Source organism: Staphylococcus epidermidis, from assembly GCF_006742205.1.
Lineage (GTDB): Bacteria > Bacillota > Bacilli > Staphylococcales > Staphylococcaceae > Staphylococcus > Staphylococcus epidermidis.
The window spans coordinates 140684-165040 of record NZ_AP019721.1; the positions used below are offsets into that span (position 1 = coordinate 140684).

The 24357-nt window shown below is 33.4% G+C and carries 19 protein-coding genes and 1 pseudogene; 13 read left to right on the plus strand and 7 right to left on the minus strand.

Features of this window, described 5'->3' with window-relative positions:
• Window positions 1-10 precede the first annotated feature (10 nt).
• Window positions 11-1144, plus strand: a complete 1134-nt coding sequence (locus FNL83_RS00750) for an aminotransferase class I/II-fold pyridoxal phosphate-dependent enzyme (RefSeq protein WP_002437695.1) — start codon at window positions 11-13, stop codon at window positions 1142-1144.
• On the plus strand, window positions 1137-1823 hold the full coding sequence (locus FNL83_RS00755; protein ID WP_002484649.1) for a 6-carboxyhexanoate--CoA ligase: 687 nt from the start codon (window positions 1137-1139) through the stop codon (window positions 1821-1823). The genes FNL83_RS00750 and FNL83_RS00755 overlap by 8 nt, the downstream gene beginning before the upstream one ends.
• A 107-nt stretch (window positions 1824-1930) precedes the next feature.
• Here FNL83_RS00755 and FNL83_RS00760 read toward each other — a convergent pair whose 3' ends face one another.
• Window positions 1931-2248: a staphostatin A gene (locus FNL83_RS00760; protein ID WP_001830557.1), complete on the minus strand. Its 318-nt coding sequence runs from the start codon at window positions 2246-2248 to the stop codon at window positions 1931-1933.
• A gap of 17 nt (window positions 2249-2265) precedes the next feature.
• Window positions 2266-3453, minus strand: a complete 1188-nt coding sequence (locus FNL83_RS00765) for a cysteine protease staphopain (protein ID WP_002437704.1) — start codon at window positions 3451-3453, stop codon at window positions 2266-2268.
• Window positions 3454-3945: 492 nt separating this feature from the next.
• Here FNL83_RS00765 and gehD point away from each other — a divergent pair, with 492 nt between their 5' ends.
• Both gehD and FNL83_RS00775 read left to right on the plus strand, forming a co-directional pair.
• Window positions 3946-5877, plus strand: coding sequence for a YSIRK domain-containing triacylglycerol lipase GehD (gehD, locus tag FNL83_RS00770; protein WP_025987120.1), 1932 nt, complete (start codon window positions 3946-3948; stop codon window positions 5875-5877).
• 141 nt (window positions 5878-6018) lie between these two features.
• Window positions 6019-6803 (plus strand): annotated as a pseudogene (locus FNL83_RS00775) (tandem-type lipoprotein).
• Between the two features lie 144 nt (window positions 6804-6947).
• On the opposite strand, the gene FNL83_RS00780 reads toward FNL83_RS00775, so the two are convergent.
• Genes FNL83_RS00780 through FNL83_RS00790 form a run of 3 tightly spaced genes read right to left on the minus strand, consistent with a single transcriptional unit; the run spans window position 6948 to window position 10281 of the window.
• Entirely contained in the window at window positions 6948-7829 is an 882-nt protein-coding gene (locus tag FNL83_RS00780; RefSeq protein WP_002437714.1) for a CobW family GTP-binding protein, read from the minus strand.
• A complete protein-coding gene (locus FNL83_RS00785) occupies window positions 7799-9181 on the minus strand; it encodes a nucleoside recognition domain-containing protein (RefSeq protein WP_002437716.1) in 1383 nt (460 codons plus the stop codon). Before FNL83_RS00785 ends, FNL83_RS00780 begins: the two co-directional genes overlap by 31 nt.
• A complete protein-coding gene (locus FNL83_RS00790) occupies window positions 9175-10281 on the minus strand; it encodes an NAD(P)/FAD-dependent oxidoreductase (protein ID WP_002437717.1) in 1107 nt (368 codons plus the stop codon). Before FNL83_RS00790 ends, FNL83_RS00785 begins: the two co-directional genes overlap by 7 nt.
• A 256-nt stretch (window positions 10282-10537) precedes the next feature.
• Here FNL83_RS00790 and FNL83_RS00795 point away from each other — a divergent pair, with 256 nt between their 5' ends.
• The 5 genes from FNL83_RS00795 to FNL83_RS00815 all read left to right on the plus strand — a co-directional run bounded on the left by FNL83_RS00795 (window position 10538) and on the right by FNL83_RS00815 (window position 18299).
• Window positions 10538-11533 (plus strand): metal ABC transporter solute-binding protein, Zn/Mn family, encoded by a 996-nt coding sequence (locus FNL83_RS00795; RefSeq protein WP_002437720.1) that lies wholly within the window; start codon window positions 10538-10540, stop codon window positions 11531-11533.
• 413 nt (window positions 11534-11946) lie between these two features.
• Window positions 11947-12852, plus strand: a complete 906-nt coding sequence (locus FNL83_RS00800) for an FAD:protein FMN transferase (RefSeq protein ID WP_002456311.1) — start codon at window positions 11947-11949, stop codon at window positions 12850-12852.
• Between the two features lie 82 nt (window positions 12853-12934).
• Window positions 12935-15952 (plus strand): NADH-dependent flavin oxidoreductase, encoded by a 3018-nt coding sequence (locus FNL83_RS00805; protein WP_002437728.1) that lies wholly within the window; start codon window positions 12935-12937, stop codon window positions 15950-15952.
• Between the two features lie 28 nt (window positions 15953-15980).
• Window positions 15981-17357, plus strand: coding sequence for an MFS transporter (locus tag FNL83_RS00810; RefSeq protein WP_002437731.1), 1377 nt, complete (start codon window positions 15981-15983; stop codon window positions 17355-17357).
• A gap of 168 nt (window positions 17358-17525) precedes the next feature.
• Window positions 17526-18299, plus strand: coding sequence for an acetoin reductase (locus FNL83_RS00815; RefSeq protein ID WP_001830577.1), 774 nt, complete (start codon window positions 17526-17528; stop codon window positions 18297-18299).
• A 127-nt stretch (window positions 18300-18426) separates the two neighbouring features.
• Here FNL83_RS00815 and FNL83_RS00820 read toward each other — a convergent pair whose 3' ends face one another.
• Complete coding sequence (locus tag FNL83_RS00820) at window positions 18427-19116, minus strand: ABC transporter ATP-binding protein (RefSeq protein WP_001830566.1); 690 nt, start codon at window positions 19114-19116, stop codon at window positions 18427-18429.
• 14 nt (window positions 19117-19130) lie between these two features.
• Window positions 19131-19577, minus strand: coding sequence for a hypothetical protein (locus tag FNL83_RS00825; protein ID WP_001832584.1), 447 nt, complete (start codon window positions 19575-19577; stop codon window positions 19131-19133).
• A gap of 187 nt (window positions 19578-19764) precedes the next feature.
• Here FNL83_RS00825 and cntK point away from each other — a divergent pair, with 187 nt between their 5' ends.
• The 4 genes from cntK to cntA are packed head-to-tail and all read left to right on the plus strand — an operon-like array spanning window position 19765 to window position 24350.
• Window positions 19765-20604: a histidine racemase CntK gene (cntK, locus tag FNL83_RS00835; RefSeq protein WP_001830571.1), complete on the plus strand. Its 840-nt coding sequence runs from the start codon at window positions 19765-19767 to the stop codon at window positions 20602-20604.
• A complete protein-coding gene (gene cntL / locus FNL83_RS00840; protein WP_001830574.1) occupies window positions 20601-21416 on the plus strand; it encodes a staphylopine biosynthesis enzyme CntL in 816 nt (271 codons plus the stop codon). The genes cntK and cntL overlap by 4 nt, the downstream gene beginning before the upstream one ends.
• A complete protein-coding gene (gene cntM, locus FNL83_RS00845) occupies window positions 21409-22701 on the plus strand; it encodes a staphylopine biosynthesis dehydrogenase (protein WP_002437743.1) in 1293 nt (430 codons plus the stop codon). The genes cntL and cntM overlap by 8 nt, the downstream gene beginning before the upstream one ends.
• A 50-nt stretch (window positions 22702-22751) precedes the next feature.
• Window positions 22752-24350: a staphylopine-dependent metal ABC transporter substrate-binding lipoprotein CntA gene (gene cntA / locus FNL83_RS00850; protein ID WP_001830462.1), complete on the plus strand. Its 1599-nt coding sequence runs from the start codon at window positions 22752-22754 to the stop codon at window positions 24348-24350.
• Window positions 24351-24357 lie beyond the last annotated feature (7 nt).

A 24357-nucleotide genomic window follows, 5' to 3' on the forward strand; every position in this document is an offset into this window, starting at 1 on the left:
GAGGGGATTTATGGACATTAAAGCACAGTTAAAACAGATTCAAGATAAAGTTTTATATAGAGAGCTTCAGCCGATTCAGTCCGTAGAAAAACAATATATTTATATCAATGACCAATCTTATATTAATTTTACTTCGAACGATTATCTCGGTATAGGACAACTTGAATATCAACCTCAAAATTTCTTAGATTTTATAAAGACATATAGTATCCATCTATCAAGTTCTAGATTAGTGAGTGGCAACTCAGTCGTTTATCAGCAATTAGAACAGGCAATTAGCGAGCATTTTAATTTTGAAGACGCCTTAATTTTTAATAGTGGTTACGATGCGAATTTGGCGGTATTTAATATTTTTAAAAATAATAATGTTGTTATTTTTTCGGATCAACAGAATCATGCCAGTATAATAGACGGTATTAAATTAAGTGGTTTATCAAAAGTGATTTATCAACATTTAAACTATGATGACCTGGAAAGTCATTTAGCACGGCACACCAATCCAGATGTTCAAAAAGTAATTGTCTCTGATAGTGTGTTTTCTACTAATGGCACTAAAGCAGATATTAATAGGCTAGTACATCTCAAGCAACGTTACAATGCGATTTTAATTATTGACGCATCTCATAGTTTAGGATTAAATCTCTTTGAGTATCATGCAGACATTGACATAGTTACTTCAAGTTTATCTAAAGCGTGGGGAGCCCATGGTGGCGTCATATTCAGTTCAAAAGATATAAAAGATTTAATCATTAATAAAGGTCGTTCGCTTATCTACTCGAGTAGTTTACCTAGCTATCATTTGTATTTTATTCAAGTGAGCTTACAACATGTGATTGAAGATACATACAGACGAGAGAAGTTGAATGTACTTAGTGAATATTTTAATCACCAATTCATGGAATTATTTCCCGATCAACCATTATCTAATACACCTATCAAAAATATCGTTTGTGATAGTTTGGCTTCAGCACAAGCACAATACGACATGTTATTTGAACATGGTATATTTGTCAGTTATTTAAGGTATCCAACAGTGTCACAGCCAACATTAAGAATTTCATTATCCTATTTTCATGACACAGATGATATTGATCGACTTTTCAATGTAATGAAACAATACGATGAAGGTGATAGCTATGTATAGTATAAAAATGCGTGCAAGCCACGAAGATATTCATATTAGCGGTGCTGAAACAATGTGTGAATTTGAGGATTTAGAAAATTATTTAAAAAAATATTTTAATAAAGCCTTTAATCATGAAAATGGAAATATAGATTTCTTAAATTTGAAAATTGAAAAGGTTAAGGCACCGATTCAAACGTTAGTAGCATTACCAGTGGTTGAAAATCTAAACGATACTTTAACACAATTAGCAAAACAAACAGGTGTTTCTGAATATGCGCTAAACAAAGGGTTAGAATTTATAAAAAATGATATTACTTATACTGGAGCCATTATTCTATCTGCACAAACCGGACAACGACTTGATAGCACTGAACAACGAGGTATCAGGGTAACACAATTAGCATTTAAAACATGCAAATGTAATGGAGAAATATCAGAAAGAGTAAAAGATGCACGTGCACTTGCAACTTGTATCAATGCATTTGAAGGTGTAAAAGCAGAACTATGTGTATCAGACGATTTGCATTACACGACTGGATATTTTGCGTCGCCTAAGTTAGGATATCGTAGAATCTTTAATATTAAAGAAAAAGGTACGCGTCACGGAGGAAGAATTATCTTCGTAGACGAAGGAATAAATTTAAATGAATATGTTTCCTTTTTAGAAACAGTACCTAAAGAAATCATAGAAAAATAAGTAATAATAAACACTCCCAGTAAAGAAAGCATTTAAAATGTGACCTTTACTGGGAGCTTTTTAGTTATATCATATTATTTTTTAATGAAAGAGTTACAGGGTATAAATTATTTTGTAAACGTGATTTTAGGCGAAGTACCTAAGCCTTCTTTACTTATAGCATTAAAAACCAATTTTTTTGAATTAATAAGAATCATTTCAATAATGATATTCGGATTGTCTACATTACTTAAAATTATTTTTCTGGAATCTTCATTTATTAACGTACAAACGTAATTAGGTGTTATCTCTTTATTAAATGTAATATTTAATGGTGAAGTTTCTACTTCTACAGGGTGCCAAATACCTTCTAATGTATGGAACCAACAAATTTCTTGATATTTTGAATCATCACTTACGATGTTAATGTTGTTGTAATTATGCATAAGCACACCTTTCTATATTAATAACCATAAATTGATGCATACCATTCATAGTGATCGCCATTTGATACTGGAATGATATTACTATGTGCATCTTGAGTCATGAGACCATTGTCCCATGGGTTCCAAATTAAAATGACTTTTTGTCCGTTGTTAACTTTAGCATTACCAGCCACAGCCATGGCATGTCCAGCGTGAATACCATCGCTTGATTCAACACGCTTACCTAATACAGCTATACCTTGATTATTAGTTGTTAATTGGTCTACTTCATTATATGAAGTCATTCTATTAAGATATTGAGTATTTCTGCCTTGTGATCTACCAAAACGAAGCATCTCGTTAGATGTTAGTCCTGTAAATTGGAAGTCGTGACCTCTTAAATTAGGATGTAAATATCTCATTACTGATTCTGCATTATATCGATTTGTATTATATGTGGCATTGAGTAGTGCTGACATGGTATAGCCGGCACACCAACTATTATACCCTTGTGTTTCTCGTATTCTGAAATTCTTTAATTGATTTACATATTCTGCGTACATTTCATTTCGTGTACTTTGATATTCTAAAGTTGGTTTTGTTACTGATGCAGTTTGTTTAAAATCATTTAAATCTTTAGGTTTAGTGGATTCAGTGGCATTTTCATATGTTTTTTCATTATTACGTGGCGTTTTAAGCACAAGTGTCACTTTACCATCTTCAGTAAGTGCAAAATATCCTTTTGTATTAGTCAAAATTGTTATCTTTTGATTTTTATATTGGTTTAATATTTTAGAAAGAAATGGAGAAACATTAATGGAATAATTGTTTTGCTGTTTTGAAGCTTTAGAATTTGAAGGATTAGGAGAAATTGTTACTACATAAACGACATCTCCTTTTTTATTGAGCACTGGATAATAATAATTGCCGTCGCTTTCCTTATTAAATTTATAAATTTTAAAAGGTTCACCAAGTGTATACGATGTTGCTTTGTGGTTGGAAGCTTTATCTAATAAAGCTACACGAGATAAATATTGTTCTTCAGCAAGTTTGCGAACTGCATCTGGAACGTCTTTATTACTGACAGTGACTTTAGTTGTTTTTTGGTTTGCACCATTCTTTTGTGGTAACGAGTCGGCGTGAGCACTATTGAAAAATAGGCCAAGTGCTAAACTTAGCGTAAAAGCAAGCATAATGGTAATCATATAACTTAATTTTTTCTTCATAAAAAGTACTCCTTTACTAAAGTTTTTGCAACTCTTTCACATCGAATATAACATTTATTTTAAAATATAATTCATTTATTTCCTAAACGTTAAGTTATAATACTTATACGTTAAAAATATAAATTGAACAAAATTAAATTGATATAAATTATAATGGAATAATGGATGGATTTAGTGACATGATGTCTATACTTTTAACACGACTATGAAGCAAATGTTTATAATTATCACTTCTAATTATTATCAAGTGTTCATGCTTCTTCATCATGTGTAATGAAAAACATTTTCAATATGTTATCAATCATTTTTAATATTGTGTATACACATAATAATTATATGTAAGTATTGATTATTTTTAATAATTCAAAATGTAAAGTTTACAAAGTTTTAATAAATAAACTAAAGTAATTTATATTTTTATGTTAATATATATATACATAACAGTTATATTTTCATCTTTTATAGGGGAAAAAACTTATAGAGGTGATTTTTTTGAAAAATAATAATGAAACAAGAAGATTTAGCATTAGGAAGTACACGGTGGGAGTCGTGTCAATCATTACTGGGATTACAATATTTGTCAGTGGTCAGCATGCTCAAGCTGCTGAAATGACACAATCATCATCAGATTTTAACGAACAGTCACAACAAACAGAACAAGTTGAACACAAAGAAGATACAACTCATTTATCATACGAATTGAATCAAGAGGGTGACACAGCTAGCCAATCAAAGACTAATCAAGAGAACCAATCTGATGGCAATGTACAAAAAAAGAGTAATCAAATACAACAAGATTCAACACAAACGTCACCATTAAATGACCAAAAACAAACTTCAATGGAACAACAATCAAAAGACAATCATGTTACCCCAAATTCACGTCAGGATACATATCCAAAAGGCCAAAATCAAGATGATAAAGGCAAACAACAGTTTAAAGATAATCAACACTCACAAACAGGACATCAACCTAATACTCAAAATCAAAATAATGATCAAGATTCATCAGATAAAAAGCAACACCCATCTGATCAAACTCAAGACTCATCTTCAAAAGGAACACAACCTAAACAATCACAGTCTATAGAAGATAGAGATAAAACAGTAAAACAACCATCTTCTAAAGTACACAAAATAGGTAACACAAAAACTGATAAAACAGTTAAAACAAATCAAAAAAAGCAAACATCATTAACTTCACCACGCGTTGTGAAATCAAAACAAACTAAACATATCAATCAACTTACTGCGCAAGCGCAATATAAAAATCAATATCCAGTCGTGTTTGTACATGGATTTGTAGGTTTAGTCGGTGAAGATGCATTCAGCATGTACCCAAATTATTGGGGTGGTATTAAATATAACGTGAAACAAGAACTTACAAAATTAGGTTACCGAGTTCACGAAGCCAATGTAGGGGCATTTAGCAGCAATTATGACCGTGCTGTTGAACTGTATTATTATATTAAAGGTGGACGAGTAGATTATGGTGCAGCACATGCTGCAAAATATGGTCACAAGCGTTATGGCAGAACATATGAAGGCATCATGCCTGATTGGGAACCAGGTAAAAAGATACATCTTGTTGGACATAGTATGGGTGGCCAAACGATACGCTTGATGGAACATTTTTTAAGAAATGGAAATCAAGAAGAAATAGACTACCAACGTCAATATGGTGGTACGGTATCTGATTTGTTTAAGGGTGGACAAGATAACATGGTGTCTACGATTACTACATTAGGAACACCTCATAATGGCACACCTGCTGCAGATAAACTAGGGTCGACTAAATTTATCAAAGATACAATTAATAGAATTGGAAAAATTGGTGGAACTAAAGCGCTCGATTTAGAACTAGGTTTTTCTCAATGGGGCTTCAAACAGCAACCTAATGAATCATATGCTGAATATGCAAAACGTATAGCGAATAGTAAAGTTTGGGAGACTGAAGATCAGGCTGTAAATGATTTAACAACTGCTGGAGCAGAAAAGTTAAACCAAATGACGACATTGAATCCTAATATCGTCTATACATCATACACAGGTGCTGCAACACATACTGGACCATTAGGCAATGAAGTACCGAATATTAGACAATTCCCGCTATTCGATTTAACAAGTCGTGTGATAGGTGGAGATGACAATAAAAATGTTAGAGTAAATGATGGCATAGTACCTGTGTCTTCTTCACTACATCCAAGTGATGAAGCATTTAAGAAGGTAGGTATGATGAACCTAGCAACTGACAAGGGTATTTGGCAAGTGAGACCCGTACAATATGATTGGGATCATCTAGATTTAGTCGGCTTAGATACTACTGATTATAAGCGAACTGGAGAAGAATTAGGTCAATTCTATATGAGTATGATAAATAATATGTTGAAAGTCGAAGAGTTAGATGGTATCACACGTAAGTAGTGATTAAAAGAACGATAACATCCTCATTAAATATATGATTACGGTACATTTAATGAGGTTTTTTGATTGTTTCGTCGAAAAAAATATATAAATAAAATGTATATTTAATAAATGTATATAATAATAGAGAGATGTTAAAAGATGAAATATTATGGGAAGTGCATTTCTTACATAAGCATTTTAATATTAACGTTTTTTATTGGCGGATGTGGATTTATGAATAAAGAAAATAATAAAGAAGCAGAGATTAAAGAAAGTTTCCACAAAACATTAAGTATGTATCCAATTAAAAATTTAGAAGATTTATACGATAAAGAAGGCTATCGTGATGAAGAGTTTGAAAAGAGAGACAAAGGGACATGGATTATTAATTCAGTCATGAATATTCAGAAAAAAGGTCAAGCGATGGAATCTAGAGGCATGGTTTTATATATGAATAGAAATACTAGAAAGACGACAGGTCATTTTTATACTAGTATTACCACAGAAGATAAAAAAGGAAGAGTTCATAATAAAGAAAAAAATACCCTGTTCAACTAAAAAACAATAAAATTGAACCGACTAAACCTATCGACGATGAAACATTAAAAAATGAAATTAAAAACTTTCAGTTTTTCTCTCAATATGGGAATTTTAAAAATTTAAAAGACTACAAGAATGGAAATGTGTCTTATAACCCAAACGTACCAAGTTATTCGGCAGAGTACCAATTAAGTAATGAAGATGACAATGTGAAACAGTTAAGAAAGAAATATGATATCCCTACAAAAAAGGCACCTAAACTAATATTAAAAGGGGATGGTGATCTTAAAGGTTCATCTATAGGTTATAAAGAAATCGAGTTTTCTTTTGTCGACAACAAAGAACAAAGCATCTACTTTGCGGATAGTTTGGAATTTAATCCAAGTGATGTAAATAATGAGTAAAAGTAAGCATGGAATCAGTTCAAAAGCGCAAACGTTAATAAAAGACGAACAATAGAAATAAGTACCAAAAACCTCTAAATGAACAAAAGGCATTTAGAGGTTTGTTTATGTATAAAGTTAAACTGATGATTGAGAGATGTGCTTTTATAAATCAAGTTGTATTTGTTTTAAATGTTTTCCTATAACAATGAGATACAATGGTACATCAGCTTTAAGTTGAATGGGAGATAATTCTATATTTCCTTGTGCATACTGTACTAAATAAACGTGTTGCTGATCTGAAAAACGAACAAACCCTTTGACACGGTAAACATCTTGAGGCAAGTTATCTAACGCACTAATCATTTCTTCTTTTGTTTGTAGCCTAGGATTTTCAATGAATTGATGATTTATATTACTATGCAAAGTGCCACATGCATTTGAATTTATATGTGTTGGTTCTAGCAGTGATTTTAAATTTAATTCTCCAAATTGACCAACTTGAATATTGGCATCGCTATTGAGACGCTCGAGTTGACGTAGCAAGCGGGCGGTTTCTTCCACCTCTATCTTATCTATTTTATTAACAAATAAAGTCGAACAATGACGAAGTTGTTCATAAAATAGAGCTGCAATGTCTTGTGGATAAGATTTAATTCGTGAATACATGCTTGCATCAATAATTCCCACCATACTCCTTAAAGTGATAAAAGGTGCAAGTACGGGTGTGAAGCATGCATCGACGACAGCTAGTGGTTCAGCTACACCACTGCATTCAATAAAGATGATATCTGGTTGATATTTTAAGTATAGTTCATGTAGTTGTTGTGATACGTCTGATTTCATCACACAACAAATGCATCCTTCAGTGATTTCACTCATAGGTACTTCAGGACGTTCTATAAGTTGGCCATCAACACTTCTTTTTCCAAATTCATTCATAATAACAGCAGGATTTAAGTTGTTTTCAAGTGCATCAGCGATTAAATGATTTATTGCTGAGGTCTTGCCACTTCCTAAAAAACCACCGATAATAATGATTTCCATAACATCACTCCTAAGTCTGAAATTTTAGTTATGCTTAACATTGCTATGACTAGTATGGTGACGCAAATTGTGGACGATACCATTTGTTTCATTATCATTTTAATTCCTAGAATTGAACCGAGTCGACGCATGAGCATAGTCATTGTTACTGAACATGCTGTAAATGTTGAACTAAAAAAGACTAGCAACAATAATTGGAATGCGGAAAGTCTTTGAATTAAAGTACCGCCATTCATATTAAACAACAACATCCCATCCTTACGTATCATTGAAAACAGAATACCTGGTGCAAGCTGTGTAGGTACATCTAGTAGCCATAATAAAGGTATGAATGCATTTGATATAAAAGTCAAAATAGGCGTAAGAGACAATAGACTTACAATAAGGCAAATTCCTATAAAAATAGGTAAGGCTTGTACAATAAACATTTGAATACTTTTCCACGCTGCTTTTAAGAGTAGGTTTGGTTTAGGCCAACGTACGAGTTGTCGTTGAAAAACTGATGGTGTTGTTATAGATGTTCGGTGACTATACCACAGCTTGTTATGTATGATTCCTCCTAAGAAAACCATGCCTATGTATGGCAAAAACAACCAAGAGCGGTGGCTTGCGTTGAATATCGATAATGTCGCACCAATTTGATAACTACATGCAGTTCCGAAACTTACCAAGCTCATACATTGTACTTTTGTACAACGATGACATTGATGTGTAGCTTGAGTAATGGCAGCAGCATTACATCCAAATCCTTCTAACAAGGGTATGATATCTGATCCATGAAGACCAAGTCTCATCATCGTAGGTTCGATAGACCAAACGATATAATGCTTTAAATGAGTTATATCTATAAGAGCTGTAGATAAACTAATCATGAAAACAACTGGTAACGCCCAGACGAATGAATATGTACCTAAAGAAATGACACCATAATGACCGAATAAAATATGTTGTAGCTTATTTTCTTGAAATAATGATATTTGGGATAGTTTAGTTAACCAGTGTGACACGTAGTATTGTAATCCGTCTGAAACGTGATAAGACAAGTAGATGGGTAAAGCAAACATAAGTACAATAAAGCACCATCCACAAATAATATTGTGAAATTGAGGATGGTATGCTTTGCTCTCCTTAACAAAAGTCTCTAACTTTTTAATCATATTTAAACTATGGAGTGGAGATGAAAGAATAGCATGTTGTAATGAAATATCTAATTGATGTTTGATAATGTAACGTTTTAATAAAGTTTGCTGACTGGGAGTTAATTTGTCATAGTCTTCAATAATCAACTCATGTGCGTCATCTGGGATATCAGAAAACGTTCCATCACGTAAATTAAATGTTACTGTTAACATGTGCAATTCACATCACAACAATGATAATCGTCTAGATACATATTTTTTTGACGATACGACTGAATTAATGATGTGTCTTCAGGTAAGTCTTCGCGTAGGCTTACTAAATGAGCTAATACTGCAAAACGTGCTCTGAATTTATATATGTAACAAAGGATAGCATTTTGATGACGTACAGTAGCACCAATTAAAAATACATTAGGAAACTTTGTAGATTCGTCCAATTCTGTTAACTGAATTTCTGATTGTCGTATTTGAAATAGTTGCTCTATTAAAGGATTTTGGGTGACATCAAATCCAGTTGCGATAATCGGTTCAGTATGAGAGTGAACAATATGCCCATTATCAAAGTGTATCTTATAGGAATGATCTTGATATGTTATTTTGCGTGCCTGGTAGCCAACATGCATTTCGATTAATGCACCCTCTTGTATAGCGTTACGCAATCGCTGTTGAGTATACGGTGATAATCTTATACTTGGGTCTGCAACTTCCTTTTTAAGTCCAGTTTTAGATGTATATATTGATATTCTTGCGCCTGTTTGACTAAGGTTTATGGCTGCATCAAAAGCACTCTCATTACCACCAATGATTGTAAAAGCATCACCTTTTAATTGAGTGAATGTTTGAATTTCACTGTAATGAAGTCTATATGAAAAAGGATGATATGGGAATGAATAGTCTCCAGTTGCTATAAATATATAATCTGCTGTATACACGCCATAGTCCGTTGATACATGATATATACCATCTATGTATGTTACACGTGAAACATTGGTATTTGTTTTGACATTTAGATTGTAATGCGTAGCTACTAGTGAGAGGTATTCAGCATAACGTTTTCCAGATAAATGTTCTTCATTGAAAGTGAAGGCAGGTGATGTATCTTTAGCTATTGCATTCATATCTGGCATGCCAAAATCATTAGTTGTAAATGATGGTGTGATGGTCTTTGTTGATAGAGGCCAATGTTTAAATGAATGACCGATGGATCCCTTTTCCACAATTAGAACATCTTTAATATAGAATTCTTGTAAAGTGATTGCCATACCCACACCAGCTGCGCCTGCGCCGATGATAATGACGCGATGATGAGACATGATAGTACATCCTTTCTGAATTTATTTCTGTAAAACGTAATTATTACGATTTAAAAGTATAGCGATAATGCTATTACTTTTCAAATGAAAAAGTAATAGTAGTTTATGCAACTGCGTGATTATATTGTGCATAAATGTATCAAATAGAAAACTTTTGCTTTTTTCAGACTTTTTAGAGATTAAATATTACCGTTGACAATAATAAAAAATAATGTAAATATTAAAGCGTAACAATTTCGATTTAGGAGATGTACACATGTATAAAAAAGGTTTAATTTTATTTTTTGTAGCAGTACTAACATTGGCACTTGCTGCTTGCGGTAAAGATAGTCATAATCAGTCATCTGATCATAAAGGAAAATTAGATGTGAAGACAACAGTCTATCCACTTAAATCATTTGCACAGCAAATTGGTGGTAAATATGTAAATGTTGAATCGGTTTACCCTAAAGGCGTAGATCCACATACATATGATCCAAGTCAAAAACAAATGGTAGATATTGGGAAATCAGACTTATTCTTATATACTGGTGATAACTTAGATCCCGTAGCTAAGAAAATCGCTAAAGCTATAAATGATAAAGATAAAACACTATCACTAGAATCGACTTTAGATAAAAATAAAGATTTATTAAAAGGCGAAGAACATGAACATGAGCACGGAGAAGGTCACGAACATGGTGAATCACATGAAGATGAACACGAACATGAACATCATCACCATGGAAAATACGACCCACACATTTGGTTGGATCCTGTAGTAAGTCAAAAATTTGCTAAAGCGATTAAAGATGAATTGATTGAGAAAGATAGCAAACATAAATCTTATTATGAAAAGAATTACAACCAACTAGTTAAAGAGTTAAAAGACTTAGATAAAGATATGAAACATGCTGTGAAAGGTAATGAAGATAAAACTGTTTATATTTCACACGACTCTATAGGTTATCTAGCTGAACGCTATCATTTTGAACAAGAAGGCATTGAAAATATGAATGCGGAAGAACCAAGCCAAAAAGATTTAACAAATATTGTTAAACAAATTAAAGAAGATAAAGTGAAAAATATTTTAATAGAAGAAAATGTATCTCATAAAGTAGCAGATACGGTAAGAAAAGAGACAAATGCTAAAACAATTAAATTTTACAATATGGGATCACACACAAAACAACAAGATGATGACAACAATACTTACCAATCATTTATGAAAGAAAATATTAAAGCTATTGAAAAAGCCCTACAAAATGAATAAATCTATTTAAAATATAAAAAAGACGACATCAAAGAAACATTGACAGAAATGATATGTTCAGATGTGGAAGTATTTTCGTTTGACTGAGTTGATTACTTGGGAATGTTAAAGGCTGTCAACTCTAGTTAGTTTTGTGAGAGTGGAATAAAGAATTCTGTATGGATTCTGTTCCACTCTTTTTTTATTAAAAAGATTCAAAGAAGCATAATTTAAAAGAGTAAAATTTATTCTTTGATTAATATTTGATATAATTGTGAACATTTAAATAAGCAAAAACCAAATATTTGAAATTATGTTAATGTAAATGTAGATATTAAAGTAATCATTTTTATTTAAAAGTAGATTTTAATTTTTATATACATATTAGCGTTGTGGAATAGGTGGAAAGGGGGAGTCAAAAGGTGAAAACGCTAATGATTAAAGCAATGGGGACGGTGATACGTTTATCGATTGAACATCAACATCCGGATACATTACTTCAAGAAGCTGAAATAAAAATTCGTGCTTGGGAATCACAATTTAGTGCTAATGATCCGAAATCAGATTTGATGAATGTGAATCAACATGCAGGTATCGCACCAGTCAAGGTTAGTTCTGAAATCTTTAACATGATACGTTATGGTTATGAAACTACATTATCTTCTAATTTTAAGATGAACATTTTGATAGGGCCACTAGTCAAATTATGGAAAATTGGTTTTAAAGATGCATTGAAACCTAAAGAAGTGGATATACAACGTGCTTTATTGTGTATGAATCCTGAAAATCTTGTTCTAAATTCAAAAACACATGAAGTATTTCTTACACAATCAGGAATGGAGATTGATTTAGGAGCCATAGTTAAAGGTTATTTTGCTGATCAATTACAGCAATACTTTTTATCTCATGGTGTATCTTCTGCCATTATCGATTTAGGTGGTAATGTTTTAACAATTGGTAGACAACCCGAAACATTAGAAAAATGGCATGTAGGTGTACGTAATCCATTTCATAAGGATGCACTACCACTCGTTACATTAAGCGTAGCGCATCAATCAGTTGTCACATCAGGTATCTACGAACGCTACTTCATACAGGAAAATCAATTATTTCATCATATATTGGATTCAACAACAGGTTATCCTGTAGATAATGATATCGCTAGCGTGACAATCATATCTGATCATGGGATTGATGGCGAGGTATGGAGTACAATTTGTAGTTTTGGTCAGTCACAAAAAAATATTGAATTATTAAATCTCATTGACGGTATTGAAGGCATTATTGTGACAAGAGATGGAAGCGTTTTAATGACTTCGAAAATGCAAAAGTATTTATAAAAATTTAAAGAATACTCATGAAGAGTATTTTATTTTTAAGTAATAATGTGAAAATATTCACAAAAAACTAGGAGGATTTGCTATGAGTAAGGAAATATTCGATACTTTTAAATTTAAATGTGGTGCCGAATTAAAAAATAGAGTATTAATGGCACCCATGACTATCCAAGCTGGGTATTTTGATGGAAGTGTTACATCAGAAATGATTGATTATTATCAATTTAGAGCTGGTGATGCTTCAGCAATCATTGTTGAAAGTTGTTTTGTTGAAAATCACGGACGAGGATTTCCGGGAGCTATAGGTATTGATAATGATGACAAAATACCTGGACTCAAACGTTTAGCAGAAGCGATTCAAGCTAAGGGATCAAAAGCGATTTTGCAACTTTATCATGCCGGAAGAATGGCAAATCCTAAATTTAATGAAGGAGAGCAGCCGATATCTGCGAGCCCCATTGCAGCATTAAGACCTGATGCTGTACCACCTAGAGAAATGACACATGCTCAAATCAATCAGATGATTGATGACTTTGGAGAGGCTACACGTCGCGCTATAGAAGCGGGGTTTGATGGTGTCGAAATTCATGGCGCCAACACATACTTATTACAACAATTTTTCTCTCCACATTCTAATCGGAGACAAGATTCATGGGGAGGCAGTCGTGAAAAACGTACACGATTTCCAATCGAAGTTTTAACAAAGGTTCAACACGTCGTTGCTGAAAAAGAGGCTTCTCATTTTATTATAGGATATCGATTCTCACCTGAAGAAATTGAAGAACCAGGCATACGTTTTGAAGATACTATGTTTTTACTAAATACATTAGCAGAATATGAACCTGATTACTTCCATATATCAGCAAACAGTTATCAACGTACATCTATTGTGAATCAAGAAGATACAGAACCTTTAATTAATAAGTACATCAAAATGCAAAGTGCACAGTTGGCAAAAATTCCATTAATTGGTGTAGGTAGTATTGCCCAACGACAAGATGCAGAACATGCCCTTGAACTAGGATATGATCTTTTAAGTGTTGGGAAAGCCTATTTAGTGGAACCACAATGGACAGATAAAATTTCACAAAACGAAGAAGTAGAACAATTTGTCGATATACATGATCAGAAAGTACTTCACATACCATCCCCTTTATGGAAAGTAATGGACTTTATGATTTTAGATAAAGAAGAAGAGCATCGTAAATATGAAAAATTAAAAGCACTTCAAAATAAAAAAGTTAAATTTAACAAAGGTACGTATCATGTCTATGCAAAAGGTCATAATGGCAACTTACCTATGAAAGTCCAATTATCAGAAGATAAGATTGTAAGTATCGAGGTAGATGATAGCGGAGAGTCTGAAGGCATAGCGAACCCAGTGTTTGAACGTTTACCTCAAGATATTATCAATGGGCAAACACTGAATGTAGATGTCATTTCAGGTGCGACAGTAACAAGTGAAGGCATCGTGCAAGGTATTGCAGATGCAATTGAACAAGCAGGAGAAGACCCAGATATTTTACGGGCGCGTCCTAAACCAGTTGTTCAGTGGTCTGATGAGGTCGTTGAAGAGACGGCTGACGTCGTTGTAATCGGTACAGGAGGTGCCGGACTCAGTGCAGCTGCTACGGTATTAGATGAAGGAAAAGAAGTCATCATGCTTGAGAAATTTGCGGCTATAGGTGGCAATACTATCCGTACAGGTGGTCAAGTCAACGCTGCTGAGCCTAAATGGCAAAATGCATTCCCGGCACTTGCTGGTGAAAAAGAGACACTCATACAGTTATTAAATCATGATGAAAATGATATAGATGAAGCTTACATTGAAGATTTCAATACTTTAAAACGTCAAATTAAAGACTATCTTGAAAATAGCAGTAATGAAGATGAATATCTTTTTGATTCTGTCGAATTACATCGTATTCAAACATATTTAGGTGGTAAACGTAAAGATCGTAATAATGTCGAAATATCAGGTGATTATGATTTAGTTAAAACACTCACAGATAACGTTTTGGAATCTGTATACTGGTTGAAAGACAAAGGTGTACATTTTGATCGTTCGTTTGTAGATATGCCTGTGGGTGCTTTATGGCGTCGTGGTCATAAACCAATGAAAGCACAAGGTTTAGAGTACATTGAAAATTTAGGAGACTACGTTAAACATAATCATGGTCGTATTTTTACAGAAACTACTGCAGAAAAGTTAATCAAAGAAGGTAATCAAGTTGTTGGTATTGAAGCACGTAAAGCAAATGGTGCTAAAGTGAAGATTCATACACGTCATGGTGTAGTGTTGGCTACTGGTGGCTTTGGAGCGAATACAAAAATGCTACAACAATATAATACGTATTGGGATAATATTCCTGATGACATTAAGACAACGAATTCTCCTGCAATTACAGGTGATGGTATCCGTTTAGGTGTGCAGGCAGGCGCTGACATCGTAGGTATGGGATTCTCTCAAATGATGCCGATTTCTGATCCGAAGACAGGTGCATTATTTACTGGATTAATCGTAACACCTTCAAACTTTGTCTTCGTTAATAAGGAAGGACAACGTTTTGTTAACGAATTTGAAAGTAGAGATGTATTATCTAAGGCAGCATTAGAACAAAAAGACGGTATCTTCTATATTATTGCAGATGCAAATATTAAAGCACTAGCTATGAATACAACTGAGGACAAAATTAATCAAGAATTAGAAGACGGCACTTTAGTAAAAGCAGATACCTTAGAAGCATTAGCCCAAAAATTAAACATTGATACAACTACTTTTGTGAACACGATTGAAAGATATAATACCTTCGTAGAACAAGGACAAGATGAGGATTTCAATAAAAATGCATTTGATTTAAAAATTGAAAAAGCACCATTCTATGCGACACCACGTAAACCTGCAATACATCATACTATGGGTGGTTTAAAAATAAACACGCATGCACAAGTTATAGATGTTGAAGGTCATATCATTGAAGGTTTATATGCGGCTGGTGAAGTTGCCGGTGGTATTCATGCTGGTAACCGTTTAGGCGGAAATGCACTGGCAGATATTTTTACTTTTGGTCGCATTGCCGGTCAAAGTGCTGTAACGAAATAAATGACGGAAGAGTAGGAGGCCACTTACGATGAGCGAACAGTTTAATAAAGGGAAACAACTAATTGTAGCGATTATCTTAGGGATTCTCACATACTGGTTATTTGCACAGTCTTTTTTGAATATCGCACCACATGTTCAACGTTTTTATCATGTAGATATGAGTATTGTTAATATTGCGGTCAGTCTGACATCACTCTTAACAGGTGTATTTATAGTCGTAGCAGGGGGATTATCTGATAAAATAGGTCGAGTTAAAATCACAAATGCAGGTCTAATATTAAGTATACTTGGCTCTATTGCATTGATTATCTCGCATGCACCAATTTTATTATTATTAGGGCGTGTTTTACAGGGCTTATCTGCTGCATGCTTACTTCCAGCAACTATCGCGTTAATTAATTCTTTCTTCCAAGGTGAAGAAAGACAAAAGGTGCTTAGTTATTGGTCATTCGGATCCTATGGTGGAACAGGGTTAGCATCCCTATTTGCTGGAATTATAGCTACATTTATTGGATGGCGATGGATTTTCGTGTTGTCAATCATCTTTTCAATTATCGCCTTAATATTGCTTAGAGGTATACCAGAATCTAAAGATGAGTCTGCATATAATAAAAAATTTGATATCGTTGGAATCATTATTTTTGTTGTCATGATGTTAAGCATTAACGTAGTGATTACGCAAGGCGATAGAATTGGATGGTTAAATCCTCTTATATTGATATTAATTGCTATATTCATTGTGACATTAATTGCATTTTATATATTTGAAAAACGTCAAGATGAACCTTTTATAGATTTAAGTTTATTTTCAAATAATGTTTATATTGGAACAACATTAGCCAACTTGATGGTGAACATGGATATTGGTTCATTAGCATTATTTAATATTTATGTTCAAGACGATAAGCATTTATCAGCTGCACAAGCCGGTTTAATTACAATTCCATATATGCTGTGTAGTTTGTTAATGATTCGTGTTGGTGAACGTTTTATGCAAAAAAGAGGACCGCAATTGCCATTGATGTTAGGTCCGGTATCAATTACTGTTGGTATTATACTTTTAGCATTCACTTCTTTGCCTAATATGATTTATTATATTGTGGCATGTATTGGCTTTATCTTTATAGGTCTAGGATTAGGATTTTTTGCTACTCCCGCGCTATCTACTGCTGTATCTAATGTTCCAGCTGAAAAAGCAGGTACTGCATCAGGAATTATCAAAATGACTTCTACACTAGGTGCAGCATTTGGAATCGCTGTTGTGACAACAATATATACGGCATTATCTGTAAATCACCCGGCATATTTAGCAGCTACTATCGCATTTATCGTGGGTGCAGGTTTAGTGTTTATCGCATTTATTGCGGCGTATTGTTTAATTCCTAAAAAGAATGTAGATATTTAAAAGGTATATTGTTGCAGTAAAAAGCAGTGTTAGTAATTTGAAGTTGTATTTAATAATGCATAAAAACAACAACTTTTCGACAAATATATTAACAACATTTGACATTTCCCAATCTTATTACTACCACCATGTTTAAAGGGTAGATGATAAATAAGGAGGAAGATAGATATGAGTAAAACAGCAATTATAACAGGTGCAGCAGGTGGATTAGGTAAAGGTATTGCAGAACGTCTTGCTAACGATGGGTTTAATATAGTACTACAAGATATTAATGAAGCACTTCTATTAGAAACTGAGAAAGAATTCAAAGAAAAAGGTTATCAAGCTGTCGCATTCAAGAGTGATGTATCTAAAAAGAAAGAACAGGAAGAATTAGTTCAGTTCGCAGTTACAGAATTTGGTCAATTAGATGTCATGGTGAATAACGCAGGTGTTGATGCAGTGACGCCAATTTTAGAAATTGGGGAAGAGGAATTATCTAAGTTATTTAATATTAACGTATTTGGTACATTGTTTGGAATTCAAGCAGCTGCTAACCAATTTATTAAACAAAAAAGTAAAGGTAAAATTATCAATGCATGTAGTATTGCAGGACATGAATCTTATGAAGTACTCGGCACTTACTCAGCTACAAAACACTCTGTACGTTCCTTCACTCAAACAGCTGCTAAAGAATTAGCAGACAAAGGCATTACCGTAAACGCTTATTGCCCAGGAGTTGCCAAAACTGAAATGTGGGATCGTATTGATGAAGAAATGGTGAAACTTGATGATAGTCTAGAAATAGGAGACGCGTTTGAAGCATTTTCTTCAGAAATCAAACTTGGAAGATATCAAGAGCCATCAGATGTTGCGAACTTAGTATCATTCTTAGCTTCAAATGATTCTGATTATATTACAGGCCAATCCATTTTAACTGATGGTGGATTAGTGTACAGATAAGTTAGACACGATAAATAAATGTGTATAAAATTTATTAAGGCTTGCCTTTTCAATCGAGAAATATACGACGAAAGGGCAAGCCTTTTTGATGTTAAATATTGATGAAGTGATGGAGTGAAAGTACAGCTTAAGATTTCGTATTATCAGCTAAGGCATTTGCATATTTTTTAAAAGACCAACCTTTATTTTCTAAAATATCATGATAAAAAGGATTTTGACCTATAACTTTAATATCATCTGCTAGTGCTTCAACTTCGTCTAAATGATGTGTCGTCATGATGATTAAACATTGATCGGTCATTTGTTGTAATAAGTTGTGAATATCATATCTTGATTCTAAATCAATGTCTTCTGTTGGCTCATCTAGAATAAGTATTTTAGGCCGACTAAGTAGACCTATCATAATATTGACTTTACGTTTATTTCCCCCAGAAAGGTTAGATACTTTCACTTTTGTATCAGTAAAGTTTAATTGTGATAAATAAGAATGAAGTGTTTCATCTGAAATAGGATTTTCACAAAGTGACTTGAAAAACTCAATGTTCTCCATGACAGTCATATGCTCGAATAGTGCGATGTCTTGAGGGACATAGCCTACAATATGACGTATTCGACGTCTTGACAAATATTGATTGAAGTATTGAATACGTCCTTCGTCTGCATTCTCAATACCTGCAATTAAACGCAATAATGTAGATTTTCCAGCACCATTTTCACCTAATAAAATAGTAATTTTATGATTTTGAAATTGCATATCTAGGGAATCGAAAATATGCTTCTTTTTATAGCTTTTGGAAACATTTTGAATATCTATCATTGAATATGACTCCTTTACAATTGAATCCATAAATATATAATACCTATCGCTACCGTATAAATAATAGCCATGAATATACGGTGACTAAGAACATTAATTTTAAAAAGTAATAAAGCAATACCTGCCTCATAAAATAAAACTATAATCAGTGTTTTTAAGTAGAAAAGAATGCTTAATGGTTGATGCATTAAAAGGCTAATCATCAATAGCATGAGCATCAGTATGACCACATGTACACTGATATAAGTCAAGTATAGTTTAAGTTGACTATAAGGTACCAAATATAATCTTTCGAGAGGTGCGTTCTGTTTAAGACGTTGATGTAATAGGATTTGGATAACACTTACAAAGATGACGACAACAAATACAATGCCAATTGAAATGGATTGATGAGCATGTTTATTGATAGCTACACTTTTTATTTTAGATTGAGGTGTATGCGAATAATAAGATTGTTTCACTTTATTCTATTAATTGAAAATAATTATCATTTATATTGACAACTGCATGTGCCTCGTTTAATATAATTCTCAAATCGTAACAATTACGATTTGTTTTATGCAATTATTTTAAGTTATTGATTTTTATGAGGTTAATCATTTTTATTAACAATTTAATTTGAAAATTTACATTAAAAAGGAGTGTTTTATGCAACGTCAAGTGGTCGAATTTTCAAAATATAATCCATCTGGGAATATGACAATTCTTGTTCATTCAAAGCATCAACCGAGCGAATATGCTGCGATTGCACATCAGTTGATGGCGACAACACACATGTGTTGTGAACAAGTAGGGTTTATTGAATCAGTAAACTATGAAAATGGGGATAACTATCACTTGGTAATGAGTGGAAATGAATTTTGTGGTAATGCGACTATGTCTTACATTCACTATTTAAAAGAACGTTTATTGATACAGCATCAACAATTTCAATTAAGAGTTTCGGGGTGTTCTCATCCTGTAGAGTGTAAAGTTCATTCGCAACATTATGAAGTGACTATGCCAAAAGTACATCAAGTTAAGGAAAGATTTGTGAAATTAGGGGAACAGCAGTTTAAAGCATTTGAAATTAGCTATGATACATACATTCACTATGTGATGATGTGTGATGATGTAGATTTGGCAATAAAACAGTGCGTGGAAGATTTTGTCAGTGCGCAAACATGGCATCGACAATTTAAAACAATTGGTGTCATGCTTTTTCAACAAGATAAACAATTCATATATCCACTGATACATATACCTGCAATAGATAGCTTAATCTGGGAAAATAGCTGTGGTTCAGGAGCGGCTTCTATCGGTGTGTTGGTTAATTATCTAACAGATCATGATATTCAAGATTACCTAGTTAACCAACCCGGAGGCAGTATTATTGTCTCATCCAGAAAGTCTGGACAAAATGAATATCAAACAACGATTAAGGGTCAAGTTTCAACTGTCGCAACAGGACAAGCATATATAGAACAGGAGACAATGACGCAAATATGAATGAGCATACAAAAATAGAGAACCAATTACAATATTATTTAGAACAATTTACGTACTTACATCAACTCGTTTTGGAAGATAGTCGGCATATTGTTGATTTAGAAAATTTGATTGATGAATACAGTCAATGGATACTTCAACCTTTGGCAGAGCATCATTATTTAACATGGAATGATTTAGAAACAAAAATAAGCTTTACCAAGAAGCTTCAAGAGGTATCAGCAAAGTGTGTGAAACAGGTAGAAGTCATTCGAGCACAACGTTTGTTGAATGGTAGGGCCTCCACGTCAGGTTATTTCGAAAATATAGAGCATTGTATTAATGAAGAATTCGGAAGATGGCAAATTGGACAAAATGACAAGTTGTTACTGATTGGGTCGGGTGCATATCCTATGACATTAATTCAAGTTGCTAAAGAAACTGGCGCTGCGGTCATTGGTATAGATATAGATTCGGAAGCAGTTGATTTAGGGCAACGTGTCGTCAATGTACTAGCTCCAAATGAAGATATCGTTATTAGTAATCAAACAGTTGATCAATTAGAAGACATCCAATCTGTGACTCATATTATTTTCAGTTCGACGATACCTATCAAATATGACATTTTGAATGAACTTTACACATTGACGAATGATGAAGTTGTTGTAGCTATGCGATACGGTGATGATATGAAAGCATTGTTTAATTATCCATCTCAAGCAACTGACGAAACACAATGGCGATGTGAAGAACTACAAACACGACCGAAGCAGATTTTTGATATTGCACTTTATCGTAAAGTGGCATCAAAAGTTGGTGTTGAACATGTCTAAAATATTAATGGTTGGTAGTGGACCGGTCGCTATTCAACTTGCTCGACTATGTAACTTACATGGGGAACATATGGTTGATATGGTGAGTCGCGTTCATGCATCAACCAAATCTAAGAGAGTCTTTGATGCGTATCATCGTGACGGCTTTTTTTCAGTAATGACTCAAAATGATGCACATCAGTGTTTTTCAGGTAAGTTTACGGTTAGACATTTTTTTAAAGATGTTAAAGACATTACACAATATTATGACGTGGTGATTTTAGCATGTACTGCTGATGCGTATCGACCGATATTACAGCAATTATCTAAGTCCACATTAAAACGTATTAAACAAATTATCTTGGTCTCGCCAACATTAGGATCACATATGCTTGTTAAGCAAATACTAACAGATGTTCATTGTGAAGGTGAAGTGATTTCGTTTTCCACTTATCTAGGCGATACCCGAATATTTGATAAAGCACAACCGCATTGTGTCCTAACTACACGAGTTAAATCAAAATTATTCGTAGGTTCGACTCATTCTCAGTCTATTACGTTGTATAAGCTTAAGTCTTTATTCGACTATTTGAATATAGAATTAACAACGATGGACACACCGCTACATGCGGAGATACATAATAGTTCACTTTATGTACACCCACCATTGTTTATGAATCAATTTTCATTAAAGGCGGTATTTGAAGGGACGAAAGTGCCAGTATACGTATATAAGCTATTTCCAGAGGGTCCAATTACAATGACCTTAATACATGAAATGCGATTAATGTGGCAAGAAATGATGATGATATTAAAAAAATTAAAGGTACCCTCGGTCAATCTCCTGAAGTTTATGGTGAAAGAAAATTACCCTATACGTGATGAGACCATGCGCGAAGTTGATATTGAAAGCTTTGAAAATTTATCAGCTATTCATCAAGAGTATCTACTTTATGTGCGATATACAGCAATTTTAATCGATCCATTTTCTAATCCGGACGATCAAGGTGCATATTTTGATTTTTCTGCCGTACCATACAAACATGTTGATACTGATGAACAAGGAGTTATACATATACCACGCATGCCGAGTGAAGATTATTATCGTACTTTGATGATTCAAGCAATTGGAAGAGCATTAAACGTTGCAACACCGATGATTGACACATTGTTATTACGTTATGAAACTACCGTTAAACAATACTGTGATACACATTTACATCAACAACTATCAAAGCAATTCGAATTACATCATTTTAAACAGGATTTAGCGTTAGTGACGAACTACTTAACTTTTTATAAATAAAAAACGTAATAATATAAGTTTACATATTTTCGAAAAGAAAGAGGAAAACAATGAATAAACTCACAAAACTAAGTACAGTCATTTTTGTATCTGGGATTATTTTAGCCGGTTGTGGAAGTAACAAAGAACTAACAGAGAAAAAAGAGAATAAAGTATTATCATATACAACTGTCAAAGATATTGGAGATATGAATCCCCATGTTTATGGAGGTTCAATGTCCGCAGAGAGTATGATTTATGAGCCGTTAGTTCGCAATACCAAGGATGGTATTAAGCCATTATTAGCGAAAAAATGGGACATTTCACCTGATGGTAAAACATATACGTTTTATTTAAGGGACGATGTATCTTTTCATGATGGTACGAAATTTGATGCAGACGCAGTGAAGAAAAACATCGATGCAGTACAACAAAATAAGAAACTACATTCATGGTTAAAACTTTCAACACTGATTGATGATGTCAAAGTTAAGGATAAGTATACGGTACAACTACATTTGAAGGAAGCTTATCAACCTGCGTTAGCAGAACTAGCTATGCCACGACCATACGTTTTTGTATCGCCTAAAGATTTTAAACACGGTACAACCAAAGATGGTGTGAAATCATTTGACGGTACAGGACCATTTAAAATGGGTGAACACAAAAAAGATATATCTGCAGAATTTAATAAAAATAATCAATATTGGGGAGAAAAGGCAAAGTTAAATAAAGTAGAAGCAAAAGTTAAACCTGCTGGAGAAACAGCATTTTTATCAATGAAAAAAGGAGAAACCAACTTTGCTTATACAGATGATAGAGGTACAGACAGCTTAGATAAAGATAGTTTAAAACAATTAAAAGAAACCGGAAGCTATCAAGTAAAACGTAGCCAAGCCATGAATACAAAAATGCTTGTTGTTAATTCTGGTAAGAAAGATAGTGCAGTCAGTGATAAAGCAGTCAGACAAGCATTAGGTCACATGGTAAATAGAGATAAAATAGCTCAAGATATTTTAAACAAGCAAGAAAAGCCAGCCACACAACTATTTGCTAAAAATGTGACAGATATAAACTTTAATTTACCAACAAGAACATATGATAAGAAAAAAGCACAAGCGTTATTAGATAAGGCCGGATGGGTGCTTTCAAAAGATCGACAAGTTCGTCAAAAAGAGGGCAAAGATTTGAATCTTAAGTTGTATTATGACAAAGGCTCTTCCAGTCAAAAAGAACAAGCTGAATTCTTAGAGGCAGAATTTAAGAAGTTAGGTGTACAACTAGATATAAACGGAGAAACGTCAGATAAAGTAGCTGAACGTCGTAGTTCTGGTGATTACGATCTAATGTTTAATCAAACATGGGGGCTATTATATGATCCTCAGAGTACATTAGCAGCATTTAAGACGAAAACGGGATATGAAAGTGCAACATTAGGTATTAAGAATAAGTCACAACTGTACAAAGATATTGATGAGGCGTTCAAAATTCAAGATGCAAAGGAACGTTCAAAAGCGTATCAGCAAATTTTGAAACAAGTTGACGATGAAGGTGTCTTTATTCCAATTACTCACGGGAGAATGACTGTTGTTGCACCTAAAGATTTACAAAAATTATCCTTTACACAATCACAATATGAGCTTCCATTTAATGAAATGCAATATAAATAAAGGAGCG